Origin of the sequence: Providencia sp. PROV040 (assembly GCF_032706145.1) — a bacterium.
In the GTDB taxonomy this organism is placed as follows: domain Bacteria; phylum Pseudomonadota; class Gammaproteobacteria; order Enterobacterales; family Enterobacteriaceae; genus Providencia; species Providencia hangzhouensis.
In genome coordinates, this window is the sequence record NZ_CP120530.1 from 13317 (window position 1) to 30651 (window position 17335).

The window sequence follows — 17335 nt, forward strand, 5'->3', positions numbered from 1 at the left end:
GAAATTTTATAATTATATTTAAATTCAATAGTTAACGTTTTTTCTTACAGCCTTGAACCGCTTTAAAGCGCGGGTTTGTTTTACAAATGACATACACCCGCCCACGACGGCGAACAATTTGGCAATCTGGATGACGGGTTTTTGCCGTTTTTAATGAACTCAGTACTTTCATCTTTATTTACCCTCTGACTGTAAAAAACGACCAAAGCGTTTCTGGAACTGTGCCGTTTTACCTTCCTGAGAAATCATTTTCTGTTTACCGGTATAAAACGGATGTGACTGAGAAGAGACATCAAGCGTGACATATGGAAATATTTCACCCTCATACTCGATTGTTTTTTCAGTTTTTATTGTTGAACCTACTTTAAAATAGGCGTCTGCACTTGTGTCATGGAAAACCACGGTGCGGTATTGTGGATGGATCCCCTGTTTCATAATAACCACCTAAATGTAATGTTATAATATAACAATACATTTTTTTAAAAAGCGATGCAATAACTTTGTCGACAATAATAATGATTATCAATCAAGTAATTGTTTTATATGCATTAATCTCTTAGTTATTAGTCATGTCATTATAGATAATCTTTATTTGATACTGTGTTTGTCTGTTGATTGATAGTTTTATCGAGAAGTATCCCAATCAATAAGGACTCCTATGACATCGATACTCTATAGAATTCAGTGTGCAATTACACACAGACCGAATTCAACAGTACCCGATACCAACCTAGCCTTGGAAAAAATAATATCGATTAAAAATACTCCGCTACAGAGCACTCCCAATAATATTGGTAACAACATTTCTGTACTACCTAATGACGGCAGAACCAAAGGGGCGTCTTCATTTCATATAATGACGTCCCCCTCCAGCGATGATGTAGATGGCTCACTTTTGGGCAAACATACAGAAAAAAGAATTCCTGGAGATCAATTCCAATTAGCTACTGCTTATTCAAATAAATTTAATATAGGGAAAAAAGAACCGATAACCTATTTTGATAGTGTCACAGTTATTGGTGACAGCTTATCTGACTCTGAAGGAAGGATGCATAAAAAGTCGTGTGGATTACTCACTAATGCTAACCAATACTATGATGGACGGTTCACTAATGGTTTTACATGGCCTGAGTTTCTCACCATGCCAAATACGATGCTAAGCCATTCCGGTAAAGGTAAAGTTACACTCACGAATAAGTCGGAAGGTGGCTCAACTTGTGCACCTTATTTTAAGTCCACACTTCACCCTCAATTTGCCATACTTTCAAATATCGAAAAACAAACAAGACACCTTAAGTTTGATGACAAAAGTTTAGATATTATTTTTCTTGGTGCCAATGACTATATGACCTTTTCGAAAAAAAATGTCAATGTTGTTATCTCTAGTCAAGAAAAAATAATCAAAAAAATGATCAAAAATGGTGCGAAAAATATTCTAGTGATGGGGCTTCCTGATCTATCCCAAACCCCTGCAATAAAAACCAGATCACCGAAAAAACAACGAAAAATACAAAATCTCAGCATAGAGCATAATAATAAGCTTCAGACTATAATTAACCAATTGAAATTAAACAAAAATATTAATATTAATTACTTTAATATTAATAACGTAATGAAAAAGATAACGAGTGTAGTTGGCGACATAAATAAAAACTCACCGGGAGCATATAATATAGAAAAAGCTTTTACTAATGGTTATATTCGCCGTGATAATACCGCCCCATTAGAAATTGACCCCCATTATGTTTTTATCGATGATGTTCATCCTACTCAGGAAGTCCATAACATTATTGCAATGGAATTGCATAATTTTATCTTAGAAAAGTACAACCCACTAAACAACAAAAAATAATGTTTTATTTATCAATCAAGGCTAGTAGGTATCTGCTAACTTTGATTGATAATGCGAGATAAAAGCGTGATTTTCTCACTTTGTTTTATCATGAGAAAATCAATAACTTATTTGACTTGCCTCCAAGCATTGCATGTTTGTCAGCTGTCTGTGGCTAGCTTCATGTGAATATAAAAATAAATATTAAATCAATAATTCTTTCATCAAATAACTTTTGTATAATCAGGTTAATTAGCACTTTCATTTATTATTTATCATATAGATACATGATACATAAATAACTAAAGGATGATGAAAATGTATTACGGCTTTGACATGGGCGGGACAAAAATTGAACTTGCCGTCTTTGACAACGAATTAAATCAGGTCTGGCAAAAGCGTGTTCCTACACCCAAAGATGACTACCAAACGCTCTTAAATACATTTCTCGAGCTCACACTCGAAGCAGATGAAAAATTTAATTGCCAAGGAAAAGTTGGTGTTGGCGTCCCCGGTATCGTAAACCATGCTGAAGGAACCGTATTTACAACCAATGTCCCTACTGCACAATACAAACCTTTAATTCATGATCTTGCTAATATATTACAACGCCCAGTAAAAGTGGAAAATGATGCAAATTGCTTTGCATTATCAGAAGCTTGGGACCCTGATTTCAAACGCTACCCTACCGTCCTTGGTTTAATTTTAGGGACTGGTGTGGGCGGTGGGTTTATTATAAATGGCAAAGTTTTATCCGGTAAAAATGGAATCGCTGGAGAAATAGGCCACATGAACCTCAGCGTTCGTGGAGCCAAGCTATTAGGGGAAAAAGTTCCTGAAATAACTTGCGGCTGTGGCCAAATTGCTTGTTTTGAAACCTACCTATCAGGCCCAGGCTTTGAGCGTATTTATTCCTCATTCACCAATGAAAAACGTTCCGCTATCGAAATTATCGAACAATATAAACAAGGTGATATTCAAGCAAAAGAACATGTTAACCGCTATATGTCATTACTTGCGATGTTTATGGGGCAAATTGTCACTGTTTTTGACCCCGATTTAGTGGTTATTGGCGGAGGTTTGTCACAGTTTGAAGAAATCTATAAACAACTACCAGAAGTGCTTCCACAATACCTTTATGGCATCGCAACACTACCTGCAATTGAAAAAGCACGTTATGGTGACTCTGGAGGTGCACGAGGTGCGGCATTCCTGAACTTGATAGACTAATCTTACTTTTTTGCGCTTCATAGATGCTTTAAACAGTGAAGCGCAAATTTATCACCTTAATCAACTCTATTCTCCCCATTTTGTACTTTAAACCCCTATTCTTTATTTGAGAATGATTATCATCAACTTAACGATTAATGGTAAAATTCTCTCCTATCAATGCCCTGTTATTATCGATAAGACTTTAGGAATAACTTCACCAAATAAAACTGGATAAATAACCAGTGTTATAAGAAACTCCCAAAAAATAAAAGTGCTTATAGACTAGTCTGATACTGCTATTAATTAAAAAATATATTATTAAGTTAAATTATTTTATGGTGATAAATTAAACAAACGTTACTTTTCACGTAAACTCAATAATGTATTAATAATAAAGAGAAAACCCTATGAGTTTGTTTTTCCATAACAGTTTGATGTTCCCAACAATTATCTTTAGTGGTTTGCTAATCATTGTTTTATTTTATTGGTTATGTGCCGCTTTTGGTTTATTGGATATCGACGTATTTAATATTGATACCGAATTTGATGCCGGTATTGATGCAACCGGTTTTGCTGGCTGGTTAACTAAGCTTGGCTTAGCAGGGATCCCTGTCACTATTATTGTCACGTTATTTACTCTTTTTGGCTGGGTAATCAGTTATTTCAGCGTACATATCTTTATTCGCTTCATTGATACTGATTTATTACGCTATCTCGTCAGCTTTGCCGTTTTTGCGATCACCCTATTTATCTCTCTTCATTTAACTGCTTTGTGCTTAAAACCTGTGCGCAAAAAACTAATAAGCCTCAATAAACCAAAAACAGTACAACAGCTTATTGGTAAATACGCCACCGTACGGTCAGGAGCGGTAACTGAACAAAATGGCGAGGCACTATTAGAAGATGGTGGAGCGGGGTTAATTCTACAAATACGCGCCCCATCCTCAGAACAGTTAAAACGCGGTGATCGTGTAGTCATCATTAGCTATGACGCAGCATCACACAGTTATCAAGTTGTCAGTGAAAATGAATTTCGCCACGGATAACTTCTCTTTTTAAAAATAAATATCTTGCTTGCATAATCGAAATGACGTCATCGTCAGAACCAATGGAGAATCAATATGGACTTGGCTGCACTAATGCCCTTTTTAACAATTATCGGGGGGATCATCCTAGTTATTTTAGGGTTCTTTGGGTTATTCAAAGCCTTCTATATCAAAGTCCCACAAGGTACTGCTTTGATTGTCAATGACATGTCATCACAGCCTAAAGTGCATTTTACAGGGGCATTAGTTTACCCTGTCATCTACAAAAAAGAATTCATGCGTATTTCTTTGCTAACACTTGAAGTTGATCGCCGCGGTAAAGATGGCTTGATTTGTCATGATAACTTACGTGCTGATATCACCGTTGCTTTCTATTTGCGAGTGAATGAAACGACGGAAGACGTGCTGAAAGTTGCAAAAGCTATCGGTGTTGACCGTGCATCAGACCATCAAGCGGTCAGCACGTTATTCAGTGCAAAATTCTCTGAAGCTTTAAAAACAGTAGGTAAGCAACTGGATTTAGCCACTTTATTTGAAAACCGACAAGACTTCCGTGACCGCATTGTTGATGTGATAGGAAAGGACCTTAACGGCTACGCCCTTGAAGATGTGGCGATTGATTATCTAGAACAAACACCTAAATCAGCCTTAGACCCAAATAATATCTTTGACTCCGAAGGTATTCGTAAAATTACTGAAATCACCGCAATTCACAATATTGAGACCAACCAAAAAGAGCGTGACCAAGAGCTCGCAATTCAAAAGAAAAACGTTGAAACCCGCGAAGCAAGTTTAGCTTTAGAGCGCCAACAAGCCGATGCCGAAGCTCGCCAAAAACGTGAAATTGATAATATTCGTGCCCGTGAACAAGCTGAAACTTTACGTGTTCAAGAAGAAGAACGCCTTAAAGCAGAGCAAGCGCGTATTCAAACCCAGCAAGAAATTGAAATCCGTGAAGAAAACCGCATGCGTGAAGTTGAAGTCGCTCAACAAAACCGTACTCGTGCTGTAGCTATCGAAGAAGAGCGAGTGAGCCGCGCACGTGAGCTTGAAATTGTTGCCCGTGAAAGAGAAGTTGAATTACAGCGCATAGAAAAAGAAAAAGCACTCGAAGAAGAACGCAAAAATATCTCCAATGTTATACGTGAACGTGTAGCAGTTGAAAAAACCGTGGCACAGGAAGAGGAACGAATCAAAGAAGTTCGTGAAGTCTCTGAAGCTGAACGTATGCGCCAAGTCACAGTGATTAATGCACAAGCAGAAGCGGAAGAATCGTTAGTTCGCCAAGTGAAAAAAGCCGAAGCCGATGAAGCCAGTGCTAAGCACCGTGCAGAAGAAATAAGCACCATGGCACAAGCAGAATTAGAAGCATCAGCAAAACAAGCTGAAGCCAAAAAACGCTTAGCTGAAGGGGTTGAAGCCGAACATGCGGCATTAGGTTTAGCAGAAGCTCGAGTTCGCCAAGCAACCGCAGAGGCAGAAGAAAAAGAAGGTCTTGTTCTTGCCAACATTACAGCTGAGAAATTGTTAGCGGAAGCACGTGGGCTGAAAGAAAAAGGCTTAACAGAAGCTCAGGTAATGGAAGCCAAAGCCAAAGCAGAACAACAACAAGGATTTGCTGAAGCGAAAATCCTTGAAGAGAAATTAGCCGCTCAAGCTCGTGGTGAAGAACAACAAGCCAATGCCAAAGAAAAACTAGGCTTGGCTGATGCGAAAGTACTGGAAGAAAAACTGGCAGCTCAAGCTCGAGGAGAAGGCCAATTAGGTTCAGCACAAGCAGAAGTTATCCGCCAACGCTTGAAAGCTGAAGCCGATGGTTTAACTGACAAATTTAAATCTATGGATCATCTCAGCGATACCGCTCGCTCTCATGAAGAGTTTCGTATGCGCCTTGAGAAAGAATTTGAACAAGCCATGGCATCTATCGACGCCAATAAAGAAATTGCCCGGGAGCAAGCTGATGTATTGGCTGCAGCGCTTAGCAAAACCAATATTGAAATTGTGGGCGGTGATGGCAGCTTCTTCAACACCTTCTCTAAAGCACTAAGCCTCGGAAAAGCCGTTGATGGTTTTATGGATAAAAGCAGTTTCGCAAAAGAAAATGTTGAAAAACTCATTAATCGTAGCAAAGAAGACAAAAAAGTTGATATTGCCGCATTATTGAAAAACCCCGAAGTTCAAGATCTTATAAACGGTTTTATGGCAGCTAAAGGGGTTAATCAGCCAGCAAAAACGGTTATATCAAAACCGATTCCACCAACGGATGACCAACTGTAAACCTTTAGCACATAGGGGTAGTGAACCTACCCCTATTGTTTTTCATTTTTATTGTCTTAGTTAAGGGAATTCGCTGCGCAATGTCAGATATTCAGGATACGGATCGCGAACAAGAAATACTCGATAGTGCTGTTGCAGAAGGTGGTGCTTATGAAATATTACGCAAACGCCTGACCGACCAAGGGCAACAACTTCATCAAAAAGCCGCTCAACTCAATGAAATGCGGTTGGATGAATTCGGCCAGAGCCAAATGGATATCATTGGCCGCATTCGCATTCGTACTGAAAATAATTGCCAAGCAAGGGACATTGTCCGCGTTGGCGAGTGGCTTTTATTTGGCTATAACGTATTCCTCGGCCTAAAAAAAGAAACGCACCTCGAAGATGTATTTTCACTATATAGGTTAATTGAAAACGACAATGAGTTTGATGTTGAAGCAGTCCCTTATGAAGATACCTTCTTGAGTGATAATCGCTTTGTTCAAGATTTTACTGAACTCTATACCTATTATAAGAACACACAGTTACTGCAACTTGTTGAACGGGACGGCAAACTTCTTGCTAGTTTTCAAATTGGCGATCGCATCACGGACGTGCGAGTTTTTCGCTGGTCAATCTCCAGCGACAAACGCAAAATTGAGTATATTGATAACCGGGGTGAACGCGATATCGCCCTCCCACCAGCCTATGACTTTGAATGGCAAAAAACCACGCGAGAAGACACCGTTAACGGCCGATACCCTCACATCAATATTCTTGACACCGTATTCATTGAAACTATCGGCGGTGATTTAACCATCAAGTGTGAAAATAACACTGAAGATGGTTTGGGGATTTACCGAGAAGCGGTTCTTGATAAAAACCAATCACTAGACGACGCCCAAATTGAATACGCACAAACTGGCAGTTTAATTATCTTAAAAGTTTTACCTTATCGGGAAGAAACTTGGCGTTATTTAGTTTACAACACGCTATCTCAATCTGTACAACGTATTGATGCTATTGGGCAAGCGTGCGTCCAGTTACCAGAAGATCACGGTATTATTTTCCCTGGCGGCTACTACTTACAAAATGGTGATTATAAAACGTTTGAACAGCCTATGGGTGGAATGCGTTTTCGCCGTTTACGTCGTTCCCCAAATGGAGAGGATGTTCTATATGTTTTCTATTCACCAAATCAAGGTCGTATTGCCCTATTCAATTACAATTTAATTGAACGAACACTTTCAATTCCACTCATTGGGCATGGTTATGCCATGCTGGAAGATGGAAAAATGGTGTTATTTGAGGGCGAAGGGGAAGAAGCGACTCGCGTTCACCCAATGCAAGTTTGGCAGACCCCATTTTACTCAGAAGAGTTTGCCGACAAACAGCCTACTCGTAGCGGTTTTTTAGGCCGTATAGGCAATGCAGACTTAGTTCGTGGTATTTCTGAAATATTGCATGTATCCAAAGAAATAGAAGGCAGCCAAATTTCTATTGCTCGCTACGAACAACTCAGCCAACGAGCAAAAAATTTACTGGATATTTATTACTGGTTTGGTGATGAGCAATGCCTTGGTATTGGTAAATTGCTTAAAGAAATCACTCAAACAAGTGAACTCGTCCTTGATGAATATGAAAAGGTCGAAAGCATACGGCAGCAATCTGCCAAATCAATGAATGAAGCCATCAGCCGCCAAAAATCACTGCTTTCATTAACATTGCCTGAAAGTTGGGCTGATATTCAACAATTTGTTGATGGCTTAAATGCCCTGAGTGCTCAACGCGGTCACTTGATTTCACTGCGTGAATTTCGCTATATGGATTTAGAAAGACTTAGCGAAATGGAAAGCGAAATAGAGAAAAATCAACAATATGTATCACAAGAAACCGCTGTTTTTCTTGCTAGTGATAAAGCGTTACAGCCCTTTAAAACACAATTAACTGTTTTCGAAGAACAAATAGAAAAAGCCCAAAACAGTGCCCAGCTAGACATTCCCATGAAAGATATGGAAAAAATGTCTGCTGACTTAGATATGCTTTCAAACCTAATGGCATCACTAAGCTTCAACGATGTTACACAACAAACCCACATTATTGATGCTATTTCTCAAATCTATGCTCAGTTAAACCAATCCCGAGCTCGCTTACAACAAAAACGAAAATCACAAAACAATGTAGAAACTGTCGCACAGTTTGGTGCACAATTTCGCCTATTCAGCCAAGGCATTACCAATGCACTATCTCTTGCCACCGACCCTGAACGTTGTGATGATCAGCTATCAAGATTACTTGTTCAATTAGAAGAGCTCGAAAGCCAATTTAGCAGCCATGATGAATTTCTTGATGATATATTGGCAAAGCGTGAAGAATTACTCGAAACCTTTGAATCTCATAAACAAGTTCTTATTGATGACCGCCAGCGCCGCGCACAAAATTTAGTCACTGCTGCAGACCGTCTACTAGACAGCCTGCAACGACGAACAACTCGTTTACAGTCTCAAGATGAACTCAATGCTTTCTTTGCCTCAGACCCTCTGGCGCTTAAAACCCGTGAAATTATTGAAAAATTAAGGGAAATTAACGATAACGTTAAAGCTGATGATATTGACGCACGCCTGAAATCTTCTCGGGACCAAGCCATTCGAGTTTTACGTGATAAAATAGATATTTTTGAAAATGGTGGAAATGTCATTAAGCTCGGGCGTCACCGGTTCAGTGTAAATACCCAAGAGCTCGACCTCACCATTTTACCGAAAAATGAACAACTATGGGTTTATCTCACCGGGACAGATTTCCAAGAACCAATAGAAAATGAACAACTATCACAGCTAAAACCTTATTGGAGCGCCTCATTAGAGTCTGAATCTGATACGGTTTACCGCGCGGAATATCTTGCTTATTCAATTATCTATGCAGCAACAAAACGCCAAGAAGGGCTAAATTTTGATATCCTAAAAAACGCATTAACATCAACGGAAAAACTTGAAAAAATTGTCCGTGATTTTGCGAGCCCACGTTATAAAGAAGGTTATGAAAAAGGTATTCATGACCACGATGCTGTTGCTTTACTGAAAAAACTACTGCCAATCGGTGAAAGTGCTGATCTATTACGGTATAGCCCAACAGCCCGTGCTATCGCAGCTATTTATTGGCAACAAGTTCAAAATGACGATTTTCCTGCACTATGGCCTGAACGTGCAAGAACAGCCATGAATATTCACCAATTATTCCATAATGACAATGCATTACTTGACCTACAAGCCGAAATCGAAGCGGGAATTAGCTTGTTTTTACAAGATAACCCCATTCAATGCCAAGCTTATGAGCAGACTCAAGCCGCCGAATATCTTAGCTTTGCACTTGCAAGAACCCCGATAGAACTCGTCTATAGCAAATATGCAAGAGAATTAGTTTTAGCACTCCAGAGCCGCTTAGAAGAAGCCCATATGTGGGGAGATTTTAATCGCTCACAACAAAATTTAGGGGCTCGCTATGCCCAGCGCTGGTCATTAGTTCAAAACTGGTTACAAGGGCTGTGCTCAACCCCTGAATTTTCTCACCTTGTTCCATACATACCCGGTGCTATTGCCATTATTATCTTAGATAAAGCTGCTTCCGCTCGCTTTAGTGAAGCTGACCTTTACTTTAAAGTTAACGGGTTACTTGGCGAACATGCGACCATTGAAAACCAAACTCTATCACTGAGTTTAAATAACTACTTCAGCCGTATGCGAGGGCAACGGAAACGTTTTATCCCCGAATTTCGTCAGTATCAAGCACTGCGCCAACAGATTGTTACTGAAGAGCGTAGCCGTTTAAAACTGCATGAATATAAAGCAAAACCACTAAGTTCTTTTGTTCGTAATAAACTGATAAACGATGTCTATTTGCCTATCATAGGCGATAACATGGCAAAACAAATTGGGGCTTTAGGGGAAGGTAAACGCACTGACCTCATGGGGCTACTCTTAATGATCTCACCACCAGGGTACGGTAAAACTACCTTAATGGAATATGCCGCAGACCGTTTAGGGCTAATTTTTATGAAGGTCAACGGCCCTGCTCTTGGCCATGATGTGCTTTCTCTAGACCCTGAACAAGCGCCTAATGCAACGGCAAGACAAGAGCTAGAAAAACTCAATTTAGCTTTAGAAATGGGTAATAATGTGATGTTATACGTTGATGATATTCAGCACACTCACCCTGAGTTTTTGCAAAAATTTATTTCCTTATGTGATGGAACAAGGCGTATTGAAGGCGTTTGGAAAGGCAAAACCAAAACTTATGATATGCGGGGTAAAAAATTCTGTGTCGTTATGGCAGGTAACCCCTATACCGAGTCAGGGGAAGTTTTCCGAATCCCTGATATGCTTGCAAACCGCGCTGATATTTATAACCTTGGTGAGGTATTAGGTGGTATGGATGAAGCATTTTCCCTGAGTTATATAGAAAACAGCCTGACATCAAACCCAGTATTAGCCCCTCTTGCATTACGAGACCTGAACGACCTGTACTTATTTGTTGATAAAGCGATGGGTAAATCTGTCTCTACCAACACTTTAAGTTACCCGTACTCTGATGCAGAAATTAATGAAATCACATCGGTAATCAGTAAATTAATCAAGTTACGAGATGTTGTATTGAAAGTGAATCAACACTATATCGCCAGTGCAGCACAATCCGATAAATACCGGACAGAACCCGCATTTCGCTTGCAAGGTAGTTACCGTAATATGAATAAGCTCAGCGAAAAAGTCTCTTCCGTTATGAATAATGATGAACTTGAAAGATTACTAGATGACCACTACTTGGGTGAGGCACAGCTGCTCACAACCGGCGCAGAAGAAAACTTACTCAAACTCGCTGAGTTACGAGGAACACTTACCGAAAAAGATGCAGCACGTTGGCAACAAATTAAGAAAGACTTTATGCGTAATAAATCTTTAGGTGGTGATAATACAGATATTGGTGATCGGGTTGTTGGTCAGTTAGCGTCGCTTGTTGAAAGTGTACAAGCGCTGGGTAACCACTAATGAAATATTTACAAGGGCATCCTCGCATTAAGCTATTAGTCTGCATTGTCGCAATTTTTATTGCGGTACAGCTTATTAATAGCTTAATGGCTGGGGGGTTAACTTCATTCGGAATTATACCACGCACAGCGACTGGGCTTATCGGTATATTCTTTGCCCCATTTATCCATAGTAATTGGGAGCATTTATTTAGTAATTTACCGCCATTTATCATACTAAGTGCCCTATTACTGCACCGTACTATTAAGGCATATTTGCTTGCATCACTATTTATTATTGTTGTTGGGGGTTTTACTGTTTGGTTATTAGGTCGTAATGCTATTCATATCGGTGCCAGTGGTTGGGTTTTTGGTTTATGGGGCTTACTCATCGCCCAAGGTTTTTTCCGCCGAAGCTGGGTTGATATAGCTATCGCGTTATTAGTGCTATTCTATTTTGGCACAATGGCTAGCGGCTTATTACCGACTCACTTGTACATCTCAACTGAATCCCATATAGCAGGGGCTATTGCTGGGGTCATCTATGCATGGCTAAGCAAGAAAGGTTATTCGATATCGTCCAAATAACTTTAATTAGCTTTTAACCTTCACACGATACACACAACGCCCAGCACCATTTAATAAGTACTGTTCGCGCTCAATGCTACCATCATCACCCACAATCTCACTGAACAACGCCAATTCCGAACGACAAAAGTTTTGGCAAGCGGTGGCTGCTGCACAAATTGGACAATGGTTTTCGATAAACAACCAACTGTCATCATCTTGTTCAACCTTCGCCATATACCCTTCTTCGCTACGCACTTCAGCCAGCTCTTCAAGCCGCTCAGCTAATGGTAAATTTTTACAACGGGCAAAATATTTTTCTCGGCTTTCCATTTCCCTTTGGCTAATCAGCTTTTCTAGCCCTTCATCACCAAAAATAGTCCGAACAGAATCAATTAATTGAAGAGCAAGCTGCGCATGAGTATCAGGAAAACGTTGATGCCCTAATTCCGTTAACACCCAATTTTGCCGAGGGCGCCCCGCCCCTGTTTGTGATAAACACTGCGCACCTTCAACTAGCCCCAACGAAGTGAGTTTTTGAATGTGTTGCCTTGCAGCTTCCCCTGTCATATTTAAGTCATTTGCGATCACTGCGGTAGAAATTGGTCCTTTAGTTTTGATACAAAATAGAACCTTATCCACAGCCTGCGTTAGATTTAAATTATCAAAGTAATTACTTGCATTAATCATTATGCGACTCTATTATCCAAGCGATTACTTGTATAATACATCTTTTTCTACTATTCCGTCTAGCGGGTCTCTCTATGAGCAATGAAACATCAACCGTACCTCAAGCCAAGTGGGCTGATTTACTTAGTGGCACCAATGCATTACTCACTATCGCCTTAACTGGTGGTGTTGCGCTACACGCTATCAATATTTATATCGTAACAACCATATTGCCTAGTGTTGTTAATGATATTGGCGGTCTTGAATATTATGCATGGAATACCACTTTATTTGTGGCAACATCAATTGTCGGTTCAGCCCTTTCCAGTAAAGTATTAGACAGCTTTGGGCCTAAATTTTCTTATTTATTCGCACTCATTCTCTTTTCTTTAGGGTCTATTTGGTGTGCAGCTTCCCCATCAATGCTAGTGTTGCTGGGAGGCAGGGCATTACAAGGACTGGGTGGCGGTATTTTATTTGCTCTGAGCTACGCATTAATTCGCATTGTTTTTACTGAAAACTTATGGTCCCGAGCCATGGGTGTCGTTTCGGGTATGTGGGGAATAGCAACACTCTGTGGCCCTGCAATTGGAGGTATTTTTGCTGAAAGTGGCCATTGGCGTTGGGCATTTTGGGCTTTACTACCTGTCGCTATTTTTCTAGCGCTCATTGTCATCAATCAACTCCCCAAAAAACAATCCCAGGCACCAAAAACTAACAAAATCCCATTCTTAGCGATTTCTTTGTTAGTGATATCCGTTCTTGCTATTTCAATTGGAAGTTTGTCTGACAGCTTATTCATGAACCTTATTGGTTTATTAATTGGCCTAGCCATACTGCTGACGATTGCCTTACTCGATGGCAAAAATGAAAAACGTTTATTACCGACGGGAGCCTATTCACTCAAAAGTCCACTTGGCGTCATATTTTTAACCATGTGTTTGTTAGTTGGAGGCATGACAACAGAAATTTATGTCCCTTATTTCTTACAAACCATCCATTTGTTTTCTCCGCTCACAGCGGGTTATTTAACCGCAATAATGGCTGCGGGTTGGACTATTGGGGCACTCTTTAGTGCCAATAAAACAGGTGCTATTGTTATCCGAATTATTCGAACTGGCCCGGTCATCATATTTATTTCTTTAATTATGCTTGCTGTTCTAACCCATAATCAACAACTTATCGAATCATGGCCATTATTCGTTATTTATCTCATCGCCATGGCAGGGGTTGGACTAGGAATTGGAGTGTGTTGGCCACATCTTGTATTACGTGTTTTTAAGAATGCGCCAGAGGGAGAGGAAAACCTTGCGTCATCTTCTATTATTACCATTCAATTGTATGCAACTGCGCTATCTGCGGCCTTAGTAGGAGTCGTCGTCAATAATAGCGGGCTAATTAACCCTGGGGGGATCGCGGGGGCACAGCAAGCTTCAATCTGGTTATTCGCCCTATTTGCAATTAGCCCATTACTAGCAACGGTATTAATCCGCAAAATAAAATAAAGAGCAAAAGGGAGTAAAAGCTCCCTTTTTGCGGGAAAATCAACCTAATTAATTTACTAATGCCTTTTTGGAACGTAACAAATAAGGCAGAACAATAATACTGATCAGCAGAACAAAAATAGTTGCTACCATCACCCCTAAGAAAGCATGGTCAAAGGCAATATTTGCCTGATTTATCAATGTTGATGCAGTATTTACTGGCAGTGATTCAGAAACTAATAAAGCCTCATCAATACTGTCATAAACTTTATCGCTGACAGTCATGTCTTCAGGTAATGAGAGTTTTAACGTATAGATAGCACTCATTAGCCCCCCCATAAAGGTGACACCTAAGACACTGCCAATTTCATAAGCAATTTCTTCAATTGATGCTGCCATACCCGCTTTTTCATCAGGGGCGTTTAACATCACTGTCGTTGATGCTGTCGTGAATATCGCACCAAGACCAAAACCAATAAGAAAAAGAAATGAAAGCAGTAAGATACCCGTTGATGTTTGATAAACGACAGCCAATCCCACAACACCAATTAGCGTACAACTAAACCCTAAAATGGTAAGTTTAATCTCACCCAACTTATGTAAGAACATACCGGCTAAAGGTGCTGCAAATACTGACGCTAAGGGTATTGGGATGATGTACAACGCAGCTTGAAATGGGGTATAGCCCAATACCAGTTGTAAACGTTGGCTTAGTAATAATTCGACACCAACAATAACCACAATGGATAAAATCGCCATCATCAACCCTGCATTGAATTTAGGGTGCTTTAATAGCGTAAAATCAATCATTGGTGATGTTGATTTCACTTGTCGATTTCTAAATGCCACCAAAAAGAAAACCCCAATAACACCCGAAACCAATACCGCTGGCCAATCGGTATAAGGTTTACCGAGCTCCTTCAACGCATAAATAACACCAATTAGACCAATTAATACTAAAATAGAACCTAAAATGTCGATTTTTTTATCGCTGTTACCACCACATTTAGGGATTAAATAGCAAGCAAACGGAATAACCAATAAGACGACAGGGACATTAATTAAAAAAACAGAGCCCCACCAAAAGTGGTTAAGTAAGATACCGCCGATCAAAGGGCCTATTGCCGCCCCACCTGAAGCAACTGCCGACCATATTCCAATTGCTAACGCCCTTTCTTTCGGGTCTAAAAAAACATGCCTTACAATCGCAAGGGTGGCAGGCATACTTACTGCGGCACCTACAGCCAAAAAGCCACGAGACAAAATCAAACTTGTTGCTGTTGGTGAAAATGCAGCACACAACGAGGCTAAACCAAATAACGGCAGCCCCAACAAAAACATTTGTTTGTGACCGACTTTATCACTTAGCATCCCCGCTGCAGGTAATAACCCAGCGACAACCAGTGGGTACGCATTCATTATCCACAGTTTTTCAGATGACGTAGCGCCTAAATCATGGGTTAATTTAGGTAATGCGGTATACAGTACAGTGACATCAATAACGATAAGAAACAGTACACTTGAAACTAATAGAAGCACTATCCAGCGCTTATAATCGGTTAACATAAAATTCTCTCAATGAGTTTATTTGATCATGATTTCTGTGCTGATCGTGCTACAATATAAATCCATACGTACGTATTGAAAAGAGGTTTTTCTAAATGGGACGTCAACGAACAATCGATAGAGAAAAATTACTTGATACTGCTGAAGACATTGTTCTACAGCAAGGCGCTACAGCGCTCACTATCGACGCAGTCGCCAAAGCGATGGGGATATCTAAAGGTGGGGTTCAATATTGTTTTGGCAATAAAGATGCCTTAATCGATGCAATGTTTGAGCGTTGGGGCCAGTCCTATGATGAAATTTTCAATCAAACAATTGAACAAGATAACTCCCCTGAAGGGAAAATTTTTGCGCATATGCAAGCGACCCACCAGCACGACAAAGTCTCGATGGCAAAAGGCGCTTCCTTAATGGCATCCTTATTACAAACCCCTGAATATCTGGAAAGTACGCGTATTTGGTATCGTGAACGGCTTGCGAGACTAGATACTTCAACAGAAAAAGGCAAACAAGCAAGAATTGTTTTTCTAGCCACTGAAGGCGCTTTTATGTTGCGTTATATGGGATTTATGGAAATTGATGATAATGAATGGCAATCTATATTTAGTGATTTGGAAAATTTACTAAAAAATCATTCATAGCATCATTTTTTTAAATAAATAATCTCCTAATTCAATATTATTGGATAAAAAATCCAATGGAGATTATCATGAGAAAAATAATTACCACTATAATTCAAAATCATAAATATTATTATCAACCTCAGAAACCGAATAAAAATTTCATAACAGACAACATAAAAAGTATAAAATCAAAAAACAATGATGAATTAAAATTCCATCAATCTAGCCATAAAAAAGAATATAAATTTAATGTTGATGTTCCTTATATTACATCAAAAGAAAAAAAAACCGATCCTATAATTGAAAAACAAAAACCGATAACTCCTGTAAATACAACCAAACTAGAAGATATCAAAAACATCGATTCTTTCGTTAGAAGGATAAGGGAGAAAAATATCTATTTTGAAGCAAAAGATAATAATGATTATGTTTATCAAGGATCTTTAAACTCAGTAGGAAATGAAAAAACCTCAGATTTATATCTAAATATAGCTAATTCATTAGGTCATGGAACTTATGGAACAGCCTACCGTGTTGGAAATTTTGTTATTAAAGTCCCTTTTTATGATGTCTATAAAATTAGCCCTTACAGCAAGGTAAAGCGCTGCTCCTCTATACTCAATGAATTAAACGAAAATATTAATTTTTCAAGAGCTATAACTCTGAATAAGGGAAAAGATGTTTTAATCACGAAATATATCGCTGGAAAAAATATTAAAGGTAATAGTGCTTATGATTTTGTTAAACAAAAAGGACGCATCATGTTTGATTATAATTCTAATGGCAATGTTAAAATGGATAATAATAGAAAAAAATATGTTATTGATGCTGACTTCATAGCACAAGCAACAGAATTAAAAAAATATCCGTCATTAGAAACCTTAATGATCCGTGAAATTTATACAAATATTTATATTGAAAAACCACTTGAAGCTAACAAAATAAAACCCCTGTATTATTCTGAAATAGAAAATCTTTTACCAAAATTGGAAAAAAAGTGAAATAGCATCCTTACTAACGATACCATTTCACAACACAGGGTCATTTTTCTTACAGGGAAAATG

At 39.2% G+C, this 17335-nt stretch carries 13 protein-coding genes; 9 read left to right on the top strand and 4 right to left on the bottom strand.

The annotated features are described in order from the left end of the window. Positions 1-31: 31 nt before the first annotated feature. Positions 32-172, bottom strand: coding sequence for a type B 50S ribosomal protein L36 (gene ykgO / locus P3L40_RS00045; protein WP_004906260.1), 141 nt, complete (start codon positions 170-172; stop codon positions 32-34). Between the two features lie 2 nt (positions 173-174). Next, positions 175-435, bottom strand: a complete 261-nt coding sequence (locus P3L40_RS00050) for a type B 50S ribosomal protein L31 (RefSeq protein WP_004906261.1) — start codon at positions 433-435, stop codon at positions 175-177. Positions 436-658: 223 nt separating this feature from the next. Here P3L40_RS00050 and P3L40_RS00055 point away from each other — a divergent pair, with 223 nt between their 5' ends. From P3L40_RS00055 to P3L40_RS00080, 6 genes are all read left to right on the top strand, one after another. Next, a complete protein-coding gene (locus P3L40_RS00055) occupies positions 659-1852 on the top strand; it encodes an SGNH/GDSL hydrolase family protein (protein ID WP_136134571.1) in 1194 nt (397 codons plus the stop codon). 297 nt (positions 1853-2149) lie between these two features. Beyond that, positions 2150-3061 carry an N-acetylglucosamine kinase gene (gene nagK / locus P3L40_RS00060; protein WP_036959184.1) on the top strand — a complete coding sequence of 304 codons (912 nt, stop codon included), beginning with the start codon at positions 2150-2152 and terminating at the stop codon, positions 3059-3061. Positions 3062-3450: 389 nt separating this feature from the next. Continuing rightward, on the top strand, positions 3451-4089 hold the full coding sequence (locus tag P3L40_RS00065) for an OB-fold-containig protein (RefSeq protein WP_136134570.1): 639 nt from the start codon (positions 3451-3453) through the stop codon (positions 4087-4089). 75 nt (positions 4090-4164) lie between these two features. Then, positions 4165-6366, top strand: coding sequence for a flotillin family protein (locus P3L40_RS00070; RefSeq protein ID WP_004906264.1), 2202 nt, complete (start codon positions 4165-4167; stop codon positions 6364-6366). Positions 6367-6446: 80 nt separating this feature from the next. After that, positions 6447-11384: a DNA repair ATPase gene (locus P3L40_RS00075; protein ID WP_210852792.1), complete on the top strand. Its 4938-nt coding sequence runs from the start codon at positions 6447-6449 to the stop codon at positions 11382-11384. Further along, complete coding sequence (locus P3L40_RS00080; RefSeq protein ID WP_196731901.1) at positions 11384-11950, top strand: rhomboid family intramembrane serine protease; 567 nt, start codon at positions 11384-11386, stop codon at positions 11948-11950. Before P3L40_RS00075 ends, P3L40_RS00080 begins: the two co-directional genes overlap by 1 nt. 6 nt (positions 11951-11956) lie before the next feature. Here the strand turns inward: P3L40_RS00080 and P3L40_RS00085 are convergent, their stop codons facing one another. Next, positions 11957-12619, bottom strand: coding sequence for a helix-turn-helix transcriptional regulator (locus P3L40_RS00085; RefSeq protein ID WP_094961993.1), 663 nt, complete (start codon positions 12617-12619; stop codon positions 11957-11959). A gap of 74 nt (positions 12620-12693) precedes the next feature. On the opposite strand from P3L40_RS00085, the gene P3L40_RS00090 reads away from it, so the two are divergent. Continuing rightward, positions 12694-14103, top strand: coding sequence for an MFS transporter (locus P3L40_RS00090; RefSeq protein WP_196731903.1), 1410 nt, complete (start codon positions 12694-12696; stop codon positions 14101-14103). Between the two features lie 48 nt (positions 14104-14151). On the opposite strand, the gene P3L40_RS00095 is transcribed toward P3L40_RS00090, so the two are convergent. Next, positions 14152-15648 carry an MFS transporter gene (locus tag P3L40_RS00095; protein WP_136134565.1) on the bottom strand — a complete coding sequence of 499 codons (1497 nt, stop codon included), beginning with the start codon at positions 15646-15648 and terminating at the stop codon, positions 14152-14154. A gap of 95 nt (positions 15649-15743) precedes the next feature. On the opposite strand from P3L40_RS00095, the gene P3L40_RS00100 reads away from it, so the two are divergent. Both P3L40_RS00100 and P3L40_RS00105 read left to right on the top strand, forming a co-directional pair. Continuing rightward, positions 15744-16289, top strand: coding sequence for a TetR/AcrR family transcriptional regulator (locus tag P3L40_RS00100; protein ID WP_196731905.1), 546 nt, complete (start codon positions 15744-15746; stop codon positions 16287-16289). Between the two features lie 68 nt (positions 16290-16357). Continuing rightward, positions 16358-17272: a hypothetical protein gene (locus P3L40_RS00105; protein ID WP_210852794.1), complete on the top strand. Its 915-nt coding sequence runs from the start codon at positions 16358-16360 to the stop codon at positions 17270-17272. The last annotated feature ends 63 nt before the right edge of the window (positions 17273-17335 follow it).

What these genes read in the sequence shown, in the direction of transcription:
- P3L40_RS00050 (WP_004906261.1), bottom strand. Translation starts at nt 435, where the DNA reads ATGAAACAGGGGATCCATCCACAATACCGCACCGTGGTTTTCCATGAC.
- ykgO (WP_004906260.1), bottom strand. Translation starts at nt 172, where the DNA reads ATGAAAGTACTGAGTTCATTAAAAACGGCAAAAACCCGTCATCCAGAT.
- P3L40_RS00065 (WP_136134570.1), top strand. Translation starts at nt 3,451, where the DNA reads ATGAGTTTGTTTTTCCATAACAGTTTGATGTTCCCAACAATTATCTTT.
- P3L40_RS00105 (WP_210852794.1), top strand. Translation starts at nt 16,358, where the DNA reads ATGAGAAAAATAATTACCACTATAATTCAAAATCATAAATATTATTAT.
- P3L40_RS00075 (WP_210852792.1), top strand. Translation starts at nt 6,447, where the DNA reads ATGTCAGATATTCAGGATACGGATCGCGAACAAGAAATACTCGATAGT.
- P3L40_RS00090 (WP_196731903.1), top strand. Translation starts at nt 12,694, where the DNA reads ATGAGCAATGAAACATCAACCGTACCTCAAGCCAAGTGGGCTGATTTA.
- P3L40_RS00055 (WP_136134571.1), top strand. Translation starts at nt 659, where the DNA reads ATGACATCGATACTCTATAGAATTCAGTGTGCAATTACACACAGACCG.
- P3L40_RS00080 (WP_196731901.1), top strand. Translation starts at nt 11,384, where the DNA reads ATGAAATATTTACAAGGGCATCCTCGCATTAAGCTATTAGTCTGCATT.
- nagK (WP_036959184.1), top strand. Translation starts at nt 2,150, where the DNA reads ATGTATTACGGCTTTGACATGGGCGGGACAAAAATTGAACTTGCCGTC.
- P3L40_RS00085 (WP_094961993.1), bottom strand. Translation starts at nt 12,619, where the DNA reads ATGATTAATGCAAGTAATTACTTTGATAATTTAAATCTAACGCAGGCT.
- P3L40_RS00095 (WP_136134565.1), bottom strand. Translation starts at nt 15,648, where the DNA reads ATGTTAACCGATTATAAGCGCTGGATAGTGCTTCTATTAGTTTCAAGT.
- P3L40_RS00100 (WP_196731905.1), top strand. Translation starts at nt 15,744, where the DNA reads ATGGGACGTCAACGAACAATCGATAGAGAAAAATTACTTGATACTGCT.
- P3L40_RS00070 (WP_004906264.1), top strand. Translation starts at nt 4,165, where the DNA reads ATGGACTTGGCTGCACTAATGCCCTTTTTAACAATTATCGGGGGGATC.